Source organism: Thiohalorhabdus denitrificans (assembly GCF_001399755.1).
GTDB classification, from domain to species: domain Bacteria; phylum Pseudomonadota; class Gammaproteobacteria; order Thiohalorhabdales; family Thiohalorhabdaceae; genus Thiohalorhabdus; species Thiohalorhabdus denitrificans.
In genome coordinates this window covers 132938-151775 of the sequence record NZ_LJCP01000006.1, presented here as the reverse complement: position 1 = coordinate 151775, position 18838 = coordinate 132938, and the positions used below count along the sequence as shown (strand labels likewise).

General features: G+C 70.3%; 18 protein-coding genes and 1 pseudogene. 3 read left to right on the top strand and 16 right to left on the bottom strand.

The features are described 5' to 3' along the window. Position 1 precedes the first annotated feature (1 nt). The 3 genes from AN478_RS02160 to AN478_RS02150 are packed head-to-tail and all read right to left on the bottom strand — an operon-like array spanning position 2 to position 2398. Positions 2 to 1042 carry a COX15/CtaA family protein gene (locus AN478_RS02160; protein ID WP_054964982.1) on the bottom strand — a complete coding sequence of 347 codons (1041 nt, stop codon included), beginning with the start codon at positions 1040 to 1042 and terminating at the stop codon, positions 2 to 4. Between the two features lie 2 nt (positions 1043 to 1044). Beyond that, complete coding sequence (locus AN478_RS02155) at positions 1045 to 1668, bottom strand: SCO family protein (RefSeq protein ID WP_054964981.1); 624 nt, start codon at positions 1666 to 1668, stop codon at positions 1045 to 1047. Beyond that, positions 1628 to 2398, bottom strand: a complete 771-nt coding sequence (locus AN478_RS02150) for an SURF1 family protein (RefSeq protein WP_054964980.1) — start codon at positions 2396 to 2398, stop codon at positions 1628 to 1630. Before AN478_RS02150 ends, AN478_RS02155 begins: the two co-directional genes overlap by 41 nt. Before the next feature lie 77 nt (positions 2399 to 2475). Here AN478_RS02150 and AN478_RS02145 point away from each other — a divergent pair, with 77 nt between their 5' ends. Further along, positions 2476 to 2691: a twin transmembrane helix small protein gene (locus AN478_RS02145; RefSeq protein ID WP_054964979.1), complete on the top strand. Its 216-nt coding sequence runs from the start codon at positions 2476 to 2478 to the stop codon at positions 2689 to 2691. An 18-nt stretch (positions 2692 to 2709) separates the two neighbouring features. Here the strand turns inward: AN478_RS02145 and AN478_RS02140 are convergent, their stop codons facing one another. The 10 genes and pseudogenes from AN478_RS02140 to AN478_RS02100 form a co-directional block, all read right to left on the bottom strand. Continuing rightward, positions 2710 to 3576 carry a cytochrome c oxidase subunit 3 gene (locus AN478_RS02140; protein ID WP_054964978.1) on the bottom strand — a complete coding sequence of 289 codons (867 nt, stop codon included), beginning with the start codon at positions 3574 to 3576 and terminating at the stop codon, positions 2710 to 2712. Positions 3577 to 3634: 58 nt separating this feature from the next. Continuing rightward, positions 3635 to 3769, bottom strand: a complete 135-nt coding sequence (locus AN478_RS14635; protein WP_269434434.1) for a hypothetical protein — start codon at positions 3767 to 3769, stop codon at positions 3635 to 3637. Positions 3770 to 3794: 25 nt separating this feature from the next. Then, entirely contained in the window at positions 3795 to 5366 is a 1572-nt protein-coding gene (ctaD, locus tag AN478_RS02135; protein WP_054964977.1) for a cytochrome c oxidase subunit I, read from the bottom strand. 97 nt (positions 5367 to 5463) lie between these two features. Next, positions 5464 to 6246: pseudogene (coxB, locus tag AN478_RS02130) on the bottom strand (cytochrome c oxidase subunit II); the annotation flags it as partial. A 67-nt stretch (positions 6247 to 6313) separates the two neighbouring features. Further along, complete coding sequence (locus AN478_RS02125) at positions 6314 to 6814, bottom strand: DUF2244 domain-containing protein (protein WP_054964975.1); 501 nt, start codon at positions 6812 to 6814, stop codon at positions 6314 to 6316. A 554-nt stretch (positions 6815 to 7368) separates the two neighbouring features. Further along, positions 7369 to 8616, bottom strand: coding sequence for a glycosyltransferase (locus AN478_RS02120; RefSeq protein WP_054964974.1), 1248 nt, complete (start codon positions 8614 to 8616; stop codon positions 7369 to 7371). 4 nt (positions 8617 to 8620) lie between these two features. Continuing rightward, on the bottom strand, positions 8621 to 9412 hold the full coding sequence (locus tag AN478_RS02115; RefSeq protein WP_054964973.1) for an HAD-IIB family hydrolase: 792 nt from the start codon (positions 9410 to 9412) through the stop codon (positions 8621 to 8623). Between the two features lie 64 nt (positions 9413 to 9476). Continuing rightward, on the bottom strand, positions 9477 to 11972 hold the full coding sequence (locus AN478_RS02110; protein WP_054964972.1) for a sugar phosphate nucleotidyltransferase: 2496 nt from the start codon (positions 11970 to 11972) through the stop codon (positions 9477 to 9479). Positions 11973 to 12039: 67 nt separating this feature from the next. Next, on the bottom strand, positions 12040 to 12942 hold the full coding sequence (locus tag AN478_RS02105; RefSeq protein WP_074471348.1) for a methyltransferase domain-containing protein: 903 nt from the start codon (positions 12940 to 12942) through the stop codon (positions 12040 to 12042). 123 nt (positions 12943 to 13065) lie between these two features. Further along, positions 13066 to 13533 carry a hypothetical protein gene (locus AN478_RS02100; RefSeq protein ID WP_054964970.1) on the bottom strand — a complete coding sequence of 156 codons (468 nt, stop codon included), beginning with the start codon at positions 13531 to 13533 and terminating at the stop codon, positions 13066 to 13068. A gap of 74 nt (positions 13534 to 13607) precedes the next feature. Between AN478_RS02100 and AN478_RS02095 the strand changes: the two genes are divergently transcribed. Then, positions 13608 to 14336, top strand: a complete 729-nt coding sequence (locus AN478_RS02095; RefSeq protein WP_054964969.1) for a double zinc ribbon domain-containing protein — start codon at positions 13608 to 13610, stop codon at positions 14334 to 14336. 195 nt (positions 14337 to 14531) lie between these two features. Here the strand turns inward: AN478_RS02095 and AN478_RS02090 are convergent, their stop codons facing one another. After that, on the bottom strand, positions 14532 to 15476 hold the full coding sequence (locus tag AN478_RS02090; RefSeq protein ID WP_054964968.1) for a dihydroorotate dehydrogenase: 945 nt from the start codon (positions 15474 to 15476) through the stop codon (positions 14532 to 14534). Positions 15477 to 15556: 80 nt separating this feature from the next. Here AN478_RS02090 and AN478_RS02085 point away from each other — a divergent pair, with 80 nt between their 5' ends. After that, positions 15557 to 16021: a tRNA (cytidine(34)-2'-O)-methyltransferase gene (locus tag AN478_RS02085; RefSeq protein WP_054964967.1), complete on the top strand. Its 465-nt coding sequence runs from the start codon at positions 15557 to 15559 to the stop codon at positions 16019 to 16021. A gap of 212 nt (positions 16022 to 16233) precedes the next feature. Here AN478_RS02085 and AN478_RS02080 read toward each other — a convergent pair whose 3' ends face one another. Further along, positions 16234 to 17487 (bottom strand): UbiH/UbiF/VisC/COQ6 family ubiquinone biosynthesis hydroxylase, encoded by a 1254-nt coding sequence (locus tag AN478_RS02080; RefSeq protein ID WP_054964966.1) that lies wholly within the window; start codon positions 17485 to 17487, stop codon positions 16234 to 16236. Then, positions 17484 to 18725: a UbiH/UbiF/VisC/COQ6 family ubiquinone biosynthesis hydroxylase gene (locus tag AN478_RS02075; RefSeq protein ID WP_074471347.1), complete on the bottom strand. Its 1242-nt coding sequence runs from the start codon at positions 18723 to 18725 to the stop codon at positions 17484 to 17486. Before AN478_RS02075 ends, AN478_RS02080 begins: the two co-directional genes overlap by 4 nt. Positions 18726 to 18838 lie beyond the last annotated feature (113 nt).

Sequence of the window (18838 nt, the reverse complement as noted above, 5' to 3'; positions counted from 1 at the left end):
CCTATGCGGATTCCAGCCCCGTCTGCGCCGCGGGCGCCGGGGCGTTGTCGGGAACGGGCTGGGCCACGGGACGCAGCACGTGGTTCAGCACCACCACGGACAGCAGCAGCCCGGCGGCGCCCGCGTTGTGCGCTACCGCCACCGTCAGCGGCAGGCCGAGGACCACGTTGCCCACCCCCAGGCCCACCTGGACCAGGAGCAGCAGCCCCACGCCGAGGGCCGCCCTCCGCACCCGGGGGGAGCGGGCCCGCCGCAATAGGGCGACCACCAGGCCACCCACCGTCAGCAGGGTCACCACCGCCCCGATCCGGTGGACCAGATGGACAGTCATGCGGGCCGCGTTGTCGAGGATGCCCCCCTCGTAGTCGATCCCCAGGCCGTGCCACAGGGTGAAGGCGGCGCCGAAATCGGTTTCCGGCCACCACCGTCCCTGGCAGGTGGGGAAGTCGGGGCAGGCCAGGGCCGCGTAGTTGGCGCTGGTCCATCCGCCCAGGGCGATCTGCACAACCACCACCCCCAGGGCCGCCAGAGCCCACTTCCGCCAGGGGCCGGATGCCTCGACGGGGGCCGGTACGCCCCCCTGGCGCAGGGCCAGCCACACCAGCAGGGCGAGGGTGGCCATGCCTCCTAGCAGGTGAGCGGTCACCACCAGCGGCTTGAGCAGCCAGGTGACCGTCCACATGCCCAGCAGGGCCTGGAAGACCACCAAGCCCACCAGGCCCACCGGCAGGGCCACCGCCTGCCCCGGCTCGTGGCGCCGCCGCCACGCCAGCAGGCCCAGGGCCGCGATCACCATTCCCAGGGCCCCGGCGAAATAGCGGTGGATCATCTCCTTCCAGGCCTTGCCCGCCTCCAGGGGCCGCTCGTAGCCGCTGCCCGGGCCCACCGCCTCGGGCACCCCGAGCTGGCCGTAGCACCCGGGCCAGTCCGGGCACCCCAGGCCGGCGTTGGACAGGCGCACATACCCGCCGAGCACCACCACGGCGAAGGCAAGCACGGCGGCGAGGAGGGCGAGCAGGGCGTATCGGGATCGGGCGATCATGGCTATCCGATGGTGGAGTGCTTGAGGAGGGATTCCAGGTCCTTGAGGATCCCCTTGGGCTGGGTTCCCGGCTCATAACGCAGGACCAGGTTGGCGTTGGGGTCCACCACGTAGATCCCCGTTGGCGGCTCCTCCCCGTCTCCGGCGGCAAAGGGCTCCAGGGAGGCTCCCCGCGCCAAGCGCCCCACCTCCAGATTGGGATGCTCCTCGGCCAGGAAGGCCCGGTCCGGGAGGGTCCCGTCCCGGGCGATGAAGAGGCGCTGGACCCGGGCGATGTTCTTCCCCTGGGCCTTGTGGGCCTGGCGCATACCGTAGAGATCCGACTTGCAGTCCTGCCCGCACTGGCCGGGGCCGATGTAGACCAGGGTCCATTTGCCCCGGATCGCCTCCAGGCCCAGGCGGTTGCCATCGGCATCCAGCACCGGCAGGCCCTGCAGGGGCCGGGCCGGGTTAACGAGCTGGCCGTGGTGGCCGGTGGCGGTGCCGCCGAGCCAGCGGTCGGCGTTGGCGTAGAGGACCCCGGCAACGATCACCGGGCCGACGAAAACCAGCAGCAGCAGCCAGAGCTGCGCGCGGCTCCCGCGCTCAGGCGCCGAGGTTGTCCCGGTTTGCGACTGTGTCTGCATGACGGGGTGTGCTCCCTTTCGTGTTCACCACCAGAAAGATCGTGACCAGGGCCGCGGCCAAGGCGAACCACTGGACGGCGTATCCCACATGCCGCTCGGGTCCGAAGGACACCGGGGCCTCCCAGTCCCGCCGGTACCCGTGGGCCTGGCCCTCCCCCAGCTGCAGGACCCTGCCCATCACCGGATACCCGAGCTGGTCCGCCACGCGCTCCGGGGCCACGTACTGCACCACGCGGGGCCACTCCCCGTTGCCTGCGTCCGGCGGGCCCAGACGGAGCCCCACGCTGGGAGGATCCGCCAGGAGGCCCGCCACCCGCTGCGGCCCCCGAGGCACGGAAAGGTCGGAAAGGGGCCGCCGGCCCTCGCCCATGGGCACCCAGCCCCGATTGACCAGGATCGCCGCCTCCCGCCCTTCCAGCCGGAGGGGGGTCAGGACCTGGAACCCGGGCCGACCGTCCCGGATCCGGTTGTCGAGGAGGAACTGCCGAGAGCCGTCGTATCGCCCCTCCGCGGCCACCCGGGAGAACCGGGCGGTGTCCTTGCCCTCCAGGGCCCTGGAAAGGGGACGAGGTGCTCCCTCCTTGGCCGCCTCCCAGCCGGCCAGCAGGTCCCGCTTCTGCTCCGCCCGCTCCAGCTGCCAGAAACCGAGGCCAAGAAGCCCGGGCAAAAGGACCAGGGTCGCCAGCGCCGGGACCAGACGCGGGCGGAATTCAAACCGCCCGATGCGCACGGGGCTCCCCCGGTGTAGTCTCAACGAGGTGCAGGTTTATACTGGAACCACCTTCGAGTGCCCGCCAAGGAGGCCCCATGCTCGTCAAGGGATTCATCATCGCCCTCCTGCTCCTCATCGTGGCCAGCCTGGGCTCCGGGCTGTTCCACCTGCTCCGGGACAACGGCAAGTCCGACCGGACCGTCCGCGCCCTGACCGTGCGGGTGGGGCTCTCCGTGGCCCTCTTCCTCCTGCTCATGCTGGGGTTCGCCACCGGCGTCATCTCGCCCCATCCCGCGGTTCCGCCCCAGTAAGGCCGGGGCCGGACGGCCCTAGAGCCAGTAGACGAAGACGAACAGGCCCAGCCACACCACATCCACGAAGTGCCAGTACCAGGCCGCCGCCTCGAAGGCGAAGTGGTTGTCCTCGGTGAAATGGCCGGCGATGGCCCGCCCCAACATGACCAGGAGCATGATGGCGCCCACGGTCACGTGCATGCCGTGGAACCCGGTCAGCATGAAGAAGGTGGAGCCGTAGATGCCGCTCTGCAGGGTCAGGTTGAGGTGGGAGTAGGCCTCGCCGTACTCGTAGACCTGAAAGGCCATGAAGAGGAAGCCCAGGGCCACCGTAGCGGCCAGCCCACCGATCTGCTTCCGCCGGTTGCCTTCCTTGATCCCCCAGTGGGCCCAGGTCACCGTCACGCCCGAGGAGAGCAGGATGAGGGTGTTCAGGGCCGGGATCCCCCAGGCCGCCATGGGCTGGAACTCCCCGCCCACGCCGGCGGGCCCGTTCGTGGGCCAGCCCGCCTCGAACCCCTGCCAGAGCAGCTGGTGGGTCCATTGCTCGGGCTCCGCCCCGCCCAGCCAGGGCACGGACAGCACCCGGGCGTAGAACAGGGCGCCGAAGAAGGCGGCGAAGAACATCACCTCCGAGAAGATGAACCAGCCCATGCCCCAGCGGAAGGACATGTCCTCCCGCGCGTGGTACATGCCCTGCTGGTTCTCCCGAATCACCGTGCCGAACCATCCCACCATCATCAGGACGGTGATCAGGCCGCCCGCCATCATGAGGGTGGGGCCGAAGCTCGCCCCGTTGAGGAGCGAGGCGAATCCCGCCATCAGCACGAACAGCCCTATGGAGCCGACGATCGGCCAGTGGCTCTGATGCGGAACGTAGTACCCGCCGTGTGCTTCACTCATTAGCCATCCCTTTCCTGGAGCCTGCCCGGTTTGGCTGGGGGCCGGGTCCATCCCCGGCTCAGTCCAGCCCCATGCTCAGAAAGAAGGCCACGTAGATGGCCAGGGCCAGGCCCGCCAGCACCAAGGCGGTGCGGACGGCGGCCCGTTTGCGCTTCCGGAGCTCTTCGTCGTTTTGGGCCATGCTTGCGCTCATTGAGTCGCCCCTTCCGTAGCCGGGTTCACTTCACCTCCGGCGCTTCCTCGAAGGTGTGGTAGGGCGCCGGGGAGGGCACCGTCCATTCCAGGCCGCGCGCGCCTTCCCAGACCCTGGCCTCCGCCTGCTCGCCGCCGCGGACGGCGCGCCAGACGATGTACCCGAACAGCACCTGGGAGAAGCCGAAACCGAAGGCACCGACGGTCGAAACCTGGTTCCATTCCGTGAACTGTAGGGCGTAGTCCGGAATCCGCCGCGGCATGCCGGCCAGGCCCACGAAGTGCTGCGGGAAGAAGAGCAGGTTCACGAAGATGGCCGACAGCCAGAAGTGCCACTTGCCGAGGGTTTCGTTGTACATGTGCCCGGTCCACTTGGGCAGCCAGTAGTAGACTCCGGCGATGATCCCGAACAGGGCACCCGGCACCAGCACGTAGTGGAAGTGCGCCACCACGAAGTAGGTGTCGTGGTACTGGAAGTCCGCGGGGGTGATGGCGAGCATGAGCCCGGAAAAGCCGCCGATGGTGAACAGGACCACGAAGGCGATGGCGAAGAGCATGGGGGTCTCGAAGGTCATGGAGCCCCGGTACATGGTCGCCACCCAGTTGAACACCTTCACCCCGGTGGGCACGGCGATGAGCATGGTGGCGTACATGAAGAACAGCTCGCCGGCCAGGGGCATCCCCACCGTGAACATGTGGTGCGCCCACACGATGAAGGAGAGGAAGGCGATGCTCGCCGTGGCATACACCATGGAGGTGTAGCCGAACAGCGGCTTGCGGGCGAAGGTGGGGATGATCTGCGACACGATGCCGAAGGCCGGCAGGATCATGATGTAGACCTCGGGGTGCCCGAAGAACCAGAAGATGTGCTGGTACATCACCGGGTCCCCGCCGCCCCCGGCGTTGAAGAAGCTGGTGCCGAAGAACTTGTCGGTCAGCAGCATCGTCACCGCCCCTGCCAGCACCGGCATGGCCGCGATCAGCAGGAAGGCCGTGATCAGCCAGGTCCAGACGAACAACGGCATCTTCATCAGGGTCATGCCGGGGGCGCGCAGGTTAAGGATGGTGGCGATGATGTTGATCGCCCCCATGATCGACGACAGCCCCATGAGATGGATGGAGAGGATCAGGAACGGGAAGGCGTCCCCCGTCTGCAGCACCAGCGGCGGGTAGATGGTCCAGCCCGAGGCCGGCGCCCCGCCTTCCACGAACAGGGTGGCCAGGAGCAGCAGGAAGGCGAAGGGCAGGATCCAGAAGGACAGGTTGTTCATGCGCGGCAGGGCCATGTCCGGTGCCCCCACCATCAGGGGAACCTGCCAGTTGGCCAGACCCACGAAGGCCGGCATGATCGCCCCGAAGATCATGATCAGCCCGTGCATCGTGGTCATCTGGTTGAAGAACATGGGATCCACCACCTGCATGCCCGGCTGGAACAGCTCGGTGCGGATCACCAGCGCCATCACGCCGCCCACCAGCAGCATGAGGAACGAGGTCACCAGGTAGAGGGTGCCGATGTCCTTGTGGTTGGTGGTAAACACCCACCGCAGGATCCCGCTCGGTGGACCGTGATGGGTTCCGTGCTCCACTGCCTCGCTCATGATCTAAAACCTCCCTGCGCAGCCGCTTCCGGCCACGTTCATCCGCCTATGGTCAGTTCTCCGTCTGGGCCACCTGCTCCGGGGACCCGGCTTCGGCCTGGGCGCTTTCCTGCTTTTGCTCCTCCAGCCACTGCCGGTACTCCTCCGGAGGCTTGGCCTCCACCACCACCGGCATGAAGGCGTGGCCGCGCCCGCACAGCTCCGTGCACTGCCCCCGGTAGACGCCGGGCTCGTCGATCCGGGCCCACATTTCGTTGACGAAGCCCGGGATGGCGTCCTTCTTCATGCCCAGGTCCGGCACCCACCAGGAGTGGAGCACGTCCTCGGCGGTGATCAGGAAATGGATCTTGGTATCGGTGGGCACCACCAGACGGTTATCCACCTCCAGGAGATAATCCTCGGATTTGGCGGCCTGGTTCTGGATCTCCGCCACCGGGGTGGCGAGGTTGCTGTAGAAGTCCACCCCCTCGCCCATGTACTCGTAGTGCCAGTTCCACTGGTAGCCCGTGACCTTCACTGTGATGTCCGAGCCGGAGGCATCCTCCATATCGATCAGGGTCCCGGTGGCGGGGATGGCCATGCCCACGAGGATGAGGAAGGGGATGATGGTCCAGATGATCTCCACCGTGGTGCTCTCGTGGAACTGGGCGGCCTCGGCGCCGTTCCGCTTCCGGAAGCGAATGATCGAGTAGATCATGGTCCCGAAGACCACGATGCCGATGGCCACGCAGATCCAGAGGATCAGCATGTGCAGGTTGTAGACCTCGCCGCTCAAGGGGGTGACCCCCGCCGGCATGTTGAGGGCGTCCCAGCCGGCTGACGCCGATCCCGGGGCCAGCAGTGGCAACGCCCCCGCCAGCAGGGTCCCGAGCCGTCCCATTCCGCGTATCTTGAACATGCGTCCTCCCCACTCCGATGGATGCTTATCCTGCGCGGCTTTTCCTTCCTTACCGCGGGCCCCCGCCGGTCGGCCCCGACCGGATCGCCCGGGCGAGATCCCGCGCCAGGCGCTCCCGCTCCTCGTTGGTAAGAAAGGCCCCGATCTCCGTTTGCCGCCCGTAGGCCCGCAGGAAGAGGTGATTGGTTCCCAGCCTTTTCTCCGCGGGCTCGAGGACCACCTGCACCCAGCTGCGCGGGAACTCGGTGCGCTCCTCGGGACCCCGTCGGCCCCGCTCCACCGCCACTTGGTTCTCCGTCAGCCAGACCACCTCGATCCGGTTGGTCCGCAGCAGCACCAGATAGAAGCTGACCGCTACCGCCACCAGCGCCACGGCCGTGAAGGGCAGAATCAGCCAAGCCCCGAGCCAGGCGAGGGGGAGCGCCACGGCGGCGCTGGCCAGGGCCTGCAGACCGAAATACCGCTTGGCGCCCCGCCAGGAGAGGGAGCGGTTGGGTCGAATGACGAATCGCTGGTCCTCGGGTCCCGGACTATGCTCGCCCTCGCCCACGAAGGTTCTCCCGTTCCCGGCATTGCGGAGGCCCTCTTCCCCGTATTTGTAACGATCCTAACCCAGCTGTCCACACAAAACAAAACAATAATGAAACTTTTAATTAGTCAAAAGTTAAAGAATTAATTAACGCGATTGTAATATTAGAAAACCCTAACCTTCGCTCGGACGCTCTGTCCGCGGGCGCGCGCTGGCACTTTGCGGGAAAGACGGCCCTCTGCCCTGGGCAGACAGGGGCGGGTAAACCGTATTCATCGTTTTGCTATGCACACTATGTAAGGGTTTTCCCTAAAAAGAACGGCAAGGCGCAGTAGGGGCGCCTTTGCCGATAGAGGGCAGGGGGTAGGAGGCGGCGTGCGCGGGAGAGGGAACGGTGCGCTCGATAGGTTCTGAGCACCGGAGCGGTGCCGGGTGGACGTACCCGGCAAACGGCAGAGGTTGGCAGGAAAAGGGGGCGCATGGTGGTCGGATCGGCCCCAGGGGGGATGGGGCGACCGGTCCGGCGGGAAGGATGCGGACGGGGCGAGGGAACCGCCCCGTATGGCGGCCCGGATTCAGCCCGGGGCGTTCTCCAGCGCCTGGCGATAGACTTCGCCAATGGAGGCGGCGACGGCCCGCCAGTCGAACACCTCCCGGGCCTTGCGCTGGGCCTGCTCCCCCATCCGGGCCAGCCGCTCCCCGTCCCCGAGCAGGTCGGCCAGGGCCCGGCCGAACTCCCCGGCTTCGGAGGGATCCACCAGGTCCCCCTCCTTGCCCGGATCGATGATCTCGGGGGGACCGCCGTTGCGCGTGGCCAGCACCGGGGTGCCGCAGGCCATGGCCTCCACCGCCACCAGCCCGAAGGGCTCGTAGGGGGATGGCAGGACGAACAGGTCGGCGGCGGTGTAGTAGGCCTTGAGCTCGTCGAAGGACAGATGCGGGAAGAGGGTCACGCGGTCCTCCAGGCCGTGGCGGGCGATCCGCTCCTCCATGGTCGCGCGCACCGCGCGCTCGTTGTCGTCCAACTCCTCCCCACCGGCGGGCAGCAGGAAGCGGGCCCGCACCCCTTGCTCCGAGAGACGCCGGGAGGCCTCCGGAATGGCGTCCAGGAGCAGCTCGTAGCCCTTGCGCGGATCCAGCCGGCCGGTGGTGAACACCAGGCGCTCGTCTTCGGCGAGCCCCAGCCGCTCGCGCAGGGCCTCCGGGTCGCCGGTGGGGCGGTAGGCCTCGGTGTCGACGCCGGCGGGGACCACCGCCACCTTGGCGGGATCCACGCCGTAGCGCCGCTCCAGGACGCCCTTCTCCATCTCGGTGAGGGCGATGATGCGGTCGGCGGCGGCCATGACGCGGTGCTCGTTGGCGATGCGCAGGGCGTAGTTGAGGGTGCCGTCCTCCGGCACCCGGTCGCGCTTCTCCCGGCCCAGGGAGTGGGAGGTGAAGACCAGGGGCCGCCCGGTACGCAGGCTGGCCATGAGCGCGGCGGCGCCGCCGTCCCAGTAGTGGCCGTGAAAGACCTCCGCGCCCTCCAGCCACTCGCCGTCGCGCCGCCACATCTCCTCCAGGAAGGCGGGGAGGACCGGGGCCATGTCCTCCTTGCGCACGAACTCCTCCCCGTGGGCGTCGACGCGCAGGGCCTGGGCGTTTTCGGCGATTTCGCGCCGGGGCTCCTTGCCGCCCCAGCGGCGGGTGTAGACGCGCACGGTGTCCCCAGCCTCGCCCAGGGTGGCCGCCAGGCGCCGCTCGTAGACGCACTGGCCCCCGGAGTCCGGCTCCCCGGGCTCCGCCAGGGGATCGCTGTGGGGGCTGACGAAGGCGATCTTCATGGGATCAAGGCTCCTCCCAGCCATAGTGGGCCATGCCCTCCAGGATGCCGGCGGTGTAGGGCCGGCGAGCGAAATACAGCCGGGCCGCCGGGTGGTTCCCCAGCTCGGCGCGCAGCTGGTCGCGCACCGACTCGGTGGCGTTGCCCACCAGGACCCCGCAGACCCCGGAAAGGAGGGCGTCGGCGTCGTTGCCGCTGTCGCCGGCGTACAGGACCTGCTCCTGGCTCAAGCCCAGATGCCGGCGGAGGAAGTCGAGGGCATTGGCCTTGCCCGAGCCGGGGGCCAGGAAGTCCACCAGCCCCCGTTCCTCGGTCTCGTCGAAGGAGACCACCACCCGGGCCGCCCGGCTGCCCTCCCGCAGCCCCGCCTCCAACCGCTCCTGCAGGGCCGAAGCATCGGGCTCCTCGTCCAGGTAGAAGCTCACCTTGAGGGGGGACTGCTTGGCGGCCTCCTGCAGCCGGGCCCCGGGCAGGGCCCCCCGGGCCCACTCCCGGACCGCCTCGGGATCGAAACCCCGCTCCAGGGCCTCTTCCCAGGGGCCCAGGGGCCGCTCCTCCCCCGCGGCGTAGATCTCGGTGCCCACGTTGCACACCAGCCAGTCCGGTTCGGGCAGGCGGTACTCCGCAACCACCTCCAGGGCCAGGGCCCGGTGGCGTCCAGTCACGAAGGCCAGCTGATGGGGGGAGCGGCGCCCGGCCCATTCCCGGAACCGGTCCAGGGCGCCGGGCTCGGGGTCCTGGAGACCGTTGGGCAGCAGGGTGCGATCCATGTCGGTGGCCAGCAGCCCCGCGGGCATGGCTACCCCCGTTCCGAACCCGGGGAACGGGCACGGCGGCCGCGGTCTGCGGGGCCAGGCCGGCTCATCCCGCCTCCCGGATCATCCGCACCAGGTTGCGGCGGGTCCGTTCCAGGCGCTCCTGGACCTCCGCCTCGTTGTCCCCCTCCACGTACACCCGCAGCACGGGCTCGCTGCTGGCGGGGACCACGTAGGTCCAACCTCCCTCGGGGTGGCGCACCTTGACGCCGTCGGAGACCCCCTCCAGGTGGTCGGCGTACTCCTCGGTAAGATGGCGCATGACCCAGCCCATGTCCCGCCAGGGGCATTCCACGTCGATGCCCCCCGTATGGCTGTCGTGGAGGTAGGCGGCCAGATCCGCCAGGTCGGTGCCGTGACGGGCCAGGAAGTCGAGCAGGCGGAAGAAGGCCGGCACCGCCGCCATGCCCAGGTAGAAGTGCTCGAAGTCCAGCCAGCGGTAGGGTCGAGGGCCCCGGTTCTCCGTGATGGTCTCCGCCAGGCCCAGCCGGCGCTCGCGGACCTCGAAGCCCTGGGCCCCGGCCAGTTCCCGGATGGCGTCGGGGGCCTGCGGCGGCAGGAAGACCGTGCCCCGCTCCAGGTCCGCGGGGGGACCGTCGAGGAGGTAGGCCATGGTGAGCAGGTGGTTGGCGGCATCGGGGTCGTAGAGGTGGCCGTACTCGTCGAGGAGCCACATGCCGCGGCCGTCGGCGGAGAGGTAAAGGCCGATGCGGCGGTGCTCGCCACCCAGGGCGTAGATCTCCCGCAGCCGCTGGCCGGGATCCTCGGTGTCCCGCCCCTGGGTGCCGGTCTCTCCGGAGACGGTGACCGCCTCGGTCTGGATCTCGTCGAGCAGGATGTCGAGGACCCGGGTGCTCCAGCGGTTGCGCGACAGCACCGCGAGCTTGGGCTCCATGGCCACCAGGGCCGTGCGGTCCAGCTCGGCCATGAGCTCGCTGACGTAGCGGGCCTCGTGGTCGCCGGTGGAGAGCAGCCGGCCCACGTGGTCGGCGTCCACCTTGGGGAAGTCGGCCCGCCGGTAGGTGGCCTCCACCTTGCGGCGGGCCTTGCGGGGCAGGGGATGGCCGTTGCGGTCGTAGAGCTCGATCACCGCCACCTGCGCGTGCTCCGGACCCTGGCGCACGAAGGCACCGCCCTCGAACTCGATGTTGCGGGCCACGGCGAAGCGGGTGATGGCGTGGGCGGAGACCCCCAGGGCCTCCACCTCGATGCCCACCGAGAGCAGGCCGGAGACAAAGGCCTTCTCCAGCACGTGGGAAAAGGCGTGGGAGCCGTGGCCCACCACCACGCGCTGGTTGCGGCCCAGCCAGCTGCCGAAGGCCTTGCCGATGCGGGCGGCGGTCTCGGGGGTCAGGCGCAGGTTGGCCAGGCCGGCCACCCCGTACTCGCTGAACAGGGCGGGCCGGCCCACCGACTCCCACACCACGTTCTGGTCGATGAGGCTGTCGGCCTCCACCTCCAGATGCGGCCACACCCGCACGTCGGCCTCGATGGAGACCCGCCGGCCCAGGTGAACGTCGTCGCCGAGCACGGCGCCCTGCTCCACCTCCACCTCCTGCTCCAGGAGCACGCGGTTGCCGCAGAAGGAACCGCGCACCTCGGCGTGCTCGCCCACGTAGGAGGAATCCAGCAGAATGGAGCGGCGGATCCGCGCCCCCGAATCCACCTCCGAGTGACGCCCCACCACCGCGTAGGGGCCCACCACCGAGCCGCTGCGGAGGATGGCGTCCCGGCCGATCCACGCGGGCCCCTGCAGGGTGCAGCCGTCCTCCACATGGGCGGTGCCCTCCACGTAGACCTTGGGCCGGATCTCCTCGCCGGGGATGGGCAGGTCCACCAGGCCCTCGAGGAGGTCCCAGGTGGACTGGGCGAGCTGGTCCACGTTGCCGATGTCGTTCCAGTAGCCCTTGGCCACGTAGCCCCGGAGGGGCTCGCCCCGCTCCAGCAGGGCGGGGAAGAGGTCATGGGAGAAATCGAACTCGGTGTCGCGGGGGACATCCTGCAGGACCCGGGGATCCATCACATAGATCCCGGTGTTCACCGTGTCGGTGAACACCTCCGAGGGCCCGGGCTTCTCCTGAAAGCGCTGCACCCGGCCGTCGTCGTCCGTGACCACGATGCCGAACTCGCTGGGATCCTGGACCCGGGCCAAACAGAAGGTGACCAGCGCCTCGCTGCGCTGGTGGTAGTCCATAAGGGCGGGGAGGTCGTAGTCCATCAGGGCGTCGCCGCTGATGATCAGGAAGGGCTCGTCGAGGAAGTGGGCGCCGTTCTTCACCGAGCCGGCGGTGCCCAGGGGGCGCTCCTCGATGGCGTACTCGATGTTCACTCCCCAGTCGGCGCCGTCGCCGAAGTAATCCTGGATGAGGTTGGGCCGGTAGTGGAGGGTGACGAGGATGTCGGTGATCCCCGCATCGCGCACGGCCTCCAGGATGTACTCCATCATGGGCCGGCCCAGGATGGGGATCATGGGCTTGGGCATGCCTTCGGTGAGCGGGCGGAGGCGGGACCCCTGTCCGCCCGCCATGATCACTGCCTTCATTACCTCCCCCTGGTAAGCGTTGGGCTCGCGAACCTCCTATCCTTGTAGCATTCCCTTACAGCCCTGCCTACCACGTCCCCGGCGCCCGGCCGATCTGGTCCAGGCCGATGCGGGCGGTACCGGAGGCATCGGCGGCCACCCCGGCGCGCTCCGGGCGCCAGGCGTGGCCGTACACCACCTCGAAACGCACGGGCAAAAGACCGTCCTCCCGGGGGAGCGCCGCCTCCAGCGCGGCCAGCCGCCGGGGCGTGAGCAGGCCACGCGGCCGGTTGGCCAGGAGCGCCCCGCTGGCGGTGGCGCGGCCGTCGGCCAGCAGGGTCCGGAGGTCCGGGTAGGTCACGGTGAGGGTCTCGTTCTCCATCACCACCCCCTCGAAGCCGGCCCGCGAGAGGGCGTCCCCCACATCGTGCATGTCCAGGAACACCGGCATATCGGGGGCCCGGGAATAGCCGGCGGGGAGGGCGGCGCGCAGCTCGGCGAGGGTGTCGGGGCCCAGGGAGGAGAACAGCACCAGGCCCTCGGGGGCCAGGACCCGGTGCAGCTCGCCGAGCACGGCGTCCAGATCGTTGGCCCAGGGCAGACCGAGGTTGGACCAGATCAGATCGAAGCTTGCGGCGGGAAAGGGCAGGCCCCCGCTCCAGGCGGCGCAGAAATGCTGCCGCCGACGCCATCCGCGGCGTTTTCGGGCCTGCCGGATCATGGCGGGGGCGGGGTCCACCTGCACCTTTTCGGCCCCGGGGAAGCGCTTGGCCAGCGCCCGCCCCCCCGCGCCGCCGCGGGCGTCCACCACGAGGATGCGGGTGGGCTCCACCCGCATGAGCTCCAGGCGCTCCAGCAGGCGCCCTTCCACCTCGTGGGCCAGCAAGGCGGCGCCGTCGTAGGTGGGGGCCGCGCGTCGGAGGGCGCGGCGCAGTGCCGCGGGGTCCACCGCGGGCGTGGGATCCGCATCGGGGGCTGAGGTAGGGGGCATGGGCTCGTCTCGGGTCATGACGGTATGTAGATGGGGACCCCCAACGGCCCGTTCAACCCCGGAACGCAGAGGGCCCGGCTGCCGCCGGGCCCTCGACCGAGAATGATTCGCCAACCGGGCCCGTCAGGCGACCTCGGTCTCCAGGGAGATGGCCTCGCTGTCCAGGTCCGCCTGCCAGATCTCCCACAGGTCCCGCAGGCCCATGACCATGATCACGCCGACCACCAGGGCGGGGATGGGCAGCAGGTAGGCCATGCTAACCTTCTGCAGGAAGGCGATCGTCATGAGGCCGGCACCGGCGGCGCCGTAGAACTGGTAGCCGGCGCGCCGGGTGTGGCGGGCCACCAGGCTGTGGGGGTCCTCGGCGAAGAAAGAGTACAGGGCCATGGAGGCGCCGAACCACAGGATGGTGGGCAGGATCAGGGCCACCGAAAGCACCGTGCTCAACAGACCCGAGTCCAGGAAGTAGGCCACGCCTGCCCCGATGGCCGCCAGCATGCAGACCAGGTTGCCGACGTGGAAGAGGGCCGCCCGGAAGCGGATCCGGGAGGGGGACATGAACTGGATGTCTTCGCGATTCGCCTGGTCCATCGGACTCACCCCGAGCAGTGTAGAAGCTGTCAAGAGTATAACGGAATTCTAACCCTAATAAAGTAAGATTTCACATGCAACTTAAAACTCCCGGCGCCCTCCTCCCGGGACGGCTGCGGGACCTGGTGGACCTGCTCTACCCGGTGCGGTGCCTGGTCTGCGGGGAGGCCGTCCCCGGGCCGATACGGCTTTGCCCGGCCTGTCGGGCCGGGCTGCCCCGGAGCCCGGAGCGGCGCTGCCCCCGCTGCGCCTACCCCGGCGCGGCCCCCGACCGGCCCTGCGGGCGCTGTCAGCGCCGGCCGCCTGCCTTTCAGGCGGTGCATGCGCCGGGGGCCTACCGGGAGCCCCTGGCGGGGTGGATCCGGGAGCTGAAGTACGGCCACCATCTGGGACTGGCCCGCACCCTGGCGGCGGTGGCGGACCAGGACCTGGGGGACTGGCTCCACCTGCACCGCTTCGACCTGCTGGTGCCCGTTCCGTTGCATCGGCGCCGGATGGCGGACCGGGGCTTCAACCAGGCGCTGCTGCTCGCCCGGCTCCTCGGCGCCCGCCATGGCCTGCCCGTGCGCGCCTTCGCCCTGGCCCGGACTCGACCCACCGGCACCCAGGTAGGGCTTGCGGATCGGCAGCGCACCGCCAATGTGCGCGATGCCTTCCGGGCCCGCCGGTGGCCGGTGGCGGACCGCCGGGTGGCCCTGGTGGACGACGTGGTCACCACCGGCGCCACCGCGGACGCGGCGGCGCGGGCGCTGCTCGAGGCGGGGGCGGAGAAGGTGGGCGTGGTGGCGGTGGCGCGGGCCTGAGGGATCCCGAAGGGGGACCGCAGAGACGCCGAGGTCGCGGAGAAAAAAGTGGATTACCGGCTCAAGCTGACCCCGGGTAGGCCTCTTTGGGATCCGGACCCATCAAGAACAGCCAGGCCCGGCACGGTTCGGGCCGGGAAGCTTATAACGCCTCGCCGGGCTGCGCCCTCCGCGGCTCTGCGGTGGAACCGATGCTCAAGGCTCCAGGGTGCCGGTAAGGTCCCGGACCGAGGCGAAGCCGTGGCGGGCCAGGTAGTCGGCGATGCCGGCGTTAATATCCGGCACCACCAGGGGATCGTAGAACAGGGCGGTGCCCACGCCCACGGCGGTGGCGCCGGCAACCAGGAACTCCAGGGCGTCCTCGGCGGAGGCGATGCCGCCCTGGCCGAGGATGGGGACGCCGTGCGGCGCCGCCACCTGATGGACCTGGTGCACCTTGAGCAGGGCCAGGGGCTTGATGGCCGGCCCGGAGAGCCCGCCCTGGCGATTGCCCAGCACCGGGGCGCGGCGCTCCAGGTCCACGGCCATGCCCATCAGGGTGTTGATCACCGACAGGGCGTCGCTGCCCGCCTCGATGCAGCGCCGGGCGTTCTCGGCGATGTCGGTCTGGTTGGGGGACAGCTTGGTGATCAGCGGCTTGTCGGTGACCTCCCGCACCGCCTCCACCACCCGCGCCGACATGTCCGGGTAGTTGCCGAAGGAGGCCCCACCGGCCTTCACGTTGGGGCAGGAGATGTTGATCTCCAGGGCGTGGATGGGGGAGGCGTCGAAGACGCGCGCCACCTCCACGTACTCCTCCAGCGTGGAGCCGGAGATGTTGGCGATGAAGCGGGTCTCCTCCAGGTCCAGCCCCGGCAGGATGTCGTCCACCACCGCCCGGGCCCCCGGGTTCTGCAGACCGATGGCATTGAGCATGCCGGCGGGGGTCTCGTAGACCCGGTGCGGGGCGTTGCCCAGGCGCGGCTCCAGGGTGGTGCCCTTGAGGCAGATGCCGCCCACATCGGCGTTGGAAAAGCCCGCCACCCGGGTGTACTCTTCGCCGAAGCCGACGCAGCCGGAGAGCAGCACCACCGGGCTGGCCATATCCATCCCGGCGAAGCGCACCCGCAGCGCGTCGCCGTGCTCCGTCCCGGCCGTCATGGCTGCTCACACCCGCCCCGATTGAGGGGCCGCCTCGGAATCCGTCCGGTCACCACGTCGTCCGCTCCAGAATCGTACGAATGTTCCATATCGTTCTCTACCAGCCCGAGATCCCCGGCAATACCGGCAACGCCATCCGCCTGGCCGCCAACACCGGCGCCCGCCTGCACTTGGTGCACCCGCTGGGCTTCTCCATGGACAGTACCCGCCTCAAGCGGGCCGGCCTCGATTACCACGAGCTGGCCCACGTCCACGAGCACCGGGACCTGGAGAGCTGCCTGGAGGCCCTCGGCACGGCGCGGATCTGGGTGTTCAGCTCCCACGCCGAGCGGCGCTACACGGAGGCGGGGTTCGCGGAGGGCGACGCCCTGCTGTTCGGCCCGGAGACCCGGGGCCTGCCGGCGGAGAGCCGCGACGCCTTCCCCCCGGAGCACCGCCTGCGGATCCCCATGGTGCCGGGCAACCGCAGCGTGAACCTCTCCAACTCCATCGCCATCGCCCTGTTCGAGGCCTGGCGGCAGCAGGGCTTCGCCGGCGGCGAATAGAAAGCACCAAGGCACCAAGAAAAAACAGAAGGAATAACCGCCAAGGACGCCAAGACCGCCAAGGTACGGCGAAAAGACAAACAGTTACTTCATTAAGGGCCTGAGACGCCCGATCGGAGAGTGCTCAGGTATTCTCCTGTTCTGTTTCTTTCTTGGCGTTCCTGGCGTCCTTGGCGGTTCGCCGTCTTGGCTTCTTGGCTTTGTCTTTTCCGTTACCCCGCCCCGAGCGGCTTGCCCCGGGCCAGCCGGTTCGGCGCACCGAGCACGCCCATGCCCTGGCGCATGAGCAGCTTCTTCAGCGGCCCGGAGCGGTCCACCAGACCCAGGCCCAGGCTGCGCAGGTCGCCGAGGACCCGGCTGTCGTTGGCGAACAGCCGGTGGAAGCCGTCGGTGTAGGCGGAGACCAGCCAGTTGTCCGGGCGGCGCGCCCGCTGGTAGCGCCCCAGCACCGCCTCGCCCCCCAGGTCCTCGCCGGCCAGGTGGGCCTCCGCGAGGACCTCGGCGAGCTGGGCGGCGTCGCGCAGGCCCAGGTTGAGGCCCAGCCCGGCGAGGGGATGGACGGCGTGGGCGGCGTCGCCCACCAGGGCCACGCGCCGGTCCACGTAGCGCTTGGCGTGCTCCAGGCGCAGCGGGAAGGCGCCGCGCGGACCGCCCACCGTCAGGCGGCCCAGCTCCGGCCCGAAGGCCCGCTGCAGGCGGTCCGCGAAGGCGTCATCGTCCAGGTCCAGCAGCCCCTCCGCCCGCGCCCGCGGCACGGACCACACCAGGGAGCTGCGCCCCTCGGACAGGGGCAGGAGGGCCACCGGCCCGCCGCGCAGGAAGCGCTGGAAGGCCCGGCCGCGGTGGGGGCGCTCCGGATGGATCTCGGCCACCACCGCGCTCTGCCCGTAGCTCCACCCCACCGTGGGGATGCCCGCCTCGGCCCGCAGGGCGCTGTCCCGGCCGTCGGCGCCCACCACCAGGGGGGCACTGAGGCAGCGGGGCTCCCCGTCCACGGTCAGGGTGAGCACCGCCCGGTCCCCGCCGCGCTCCAGGGCCGTCCACTCCGCGGGGCAGTACCAATCCACCTTCTCCGCCTCGGCGGTGGCCGTCTGCAGGGCGCCGGCGATGGCGGCGTTGGGGGCCATGGCCCCCAGCGACTCCAGGCCGACCTCCTCGGCGCTGAAGGCGATGGTGCCGGCGTGGTCGCCGTCCCACACCACCATGCCCTGGATGGACTCGGTGTCCCCGCCGCGCACCTGCTCCCAGACCCCCAGGGCGCGCAGGATGCGCACGGAGCCGGCCGTGAGGGCGCTCACCCGGCGGCCGTCACGGGCCGGTTGGCCCTCCGGCGGGCGGGCCTCCACCACCGCCACCCGCAGGGGGGTGGGGGCCAGGGCGGCGGCCACCGCCGCGCCCACCATGCCGCCACCGATGACGATCAGGTCGTAGGGACGGGGGTCGCCGCCGGAAGGATTGCCGCTCATGGCCGGGCCTCCTCGATGAAGGGGGGAACGGGAAGGCGGGCGGGGAGGGCCGGGCTGCGGCCGAGGGCCTGGTCCATCAGCAGCCGCTTCAAGGGACCCACCCGGTCCAGGAGGCGCAGCCCCAGCTGCCGGCCCAGGGCCAGGGGCGGGGCCTCGTTGGCGAACAGGCGGTTGAGGCCCTCGGTGAAGGCCACCACCCGCGCCGTGTCGCCTCGGCGCCGGCGCTCGTAGCGCTGCAGGACGGCGGGGCTGCCGGGGTCCCAGCCCCGGGCGCGGGCGTTGCCCAGCTCCTCGGCGAGGGCCGCCAGGTCGCGCAGGCCAAGGTTGAAGCCCTGGCCCGCCACCGGGTGCACCAGGTGGGCGGCGTTGGCCACCAGGGCGGCCCGATCGGCGGTGAACCGCTCGGCGAGGCGCAGCTCCAGGGGGAACAGGGCCCGCTCGCCCACCCCCTCCAGGGCACCGAGGGCGGGCCCGAAGCGTGCACGCAGGCGGGCCAGGAAGGCGGCATCGTCGAGGGCGGCGACCTCGGCCGCCGCCGAGGGGGTCAGGGTCCAGACGATGGAGGCCCGCCGCCCCCCCAGGGGCAGGAAGGCCAACGGGCCCTCCGGCAGGAAGCGCTCGAAGGCCCAGCCGTCCAGGTCCCGCGCGCAGTCCACCACGGCCACCAGGGCGTGGCGGTTGTGGTGCCAACCGCGGGTGCCGATGCCGGCGGCCCGGCGGACGCGGGAGTGCTCGCCGTCGGCCCCCACCACCAGGCGGGCCTCCAGGGTTTCGGTCCCGTTACCGCGCTCCACCAGCAGCCGCGCCCCGGAGGCGTCCCGCTCCAGGCCGTGCACCGTTGCCGGCTGAAGCAAACGGACGCCCCCGTCCTCCCGCAGGTGCCGCCAAGCGGCGGCCACCACCGCCCGGTTGGGCACCACGTGGCCCAGGGCCTCCACCCCGGCCTCGTGCCGGTCGAGGACGGTTCGGCCGCCCCGGTCGCCGTCGGTGACCTCGATCCGCTCGATGGGGGCGCCGCCCTGGTCCGCGATGTCCGCCCACAGGCCCCACTCCTCCAGGATGGCCCGGGAGCCGGCGTTGATGGCACTCGCCCGCAGGGGCGCCGGCTCCGGCCCGGGCTCGGGCGGCTCGCCCGGCTCCACCAGGGCCGCCTCCAAACCGCGCTGGCGCAGGGCCCAGGCCAGCGTCGCGCCGGCCATGCCGCCGCCCACCACCGCCACGTCCACTCGTTCGCTCAATGGGCTCCCTCCGCTGACCCGGGTCCAGACTGCAGGGCGATTGTACTACCCCCGGCCGGACGGGGGCACTGCCCGGAGCTTCCCCCCGAAGCCGGTGTCTAATTCATGAACGG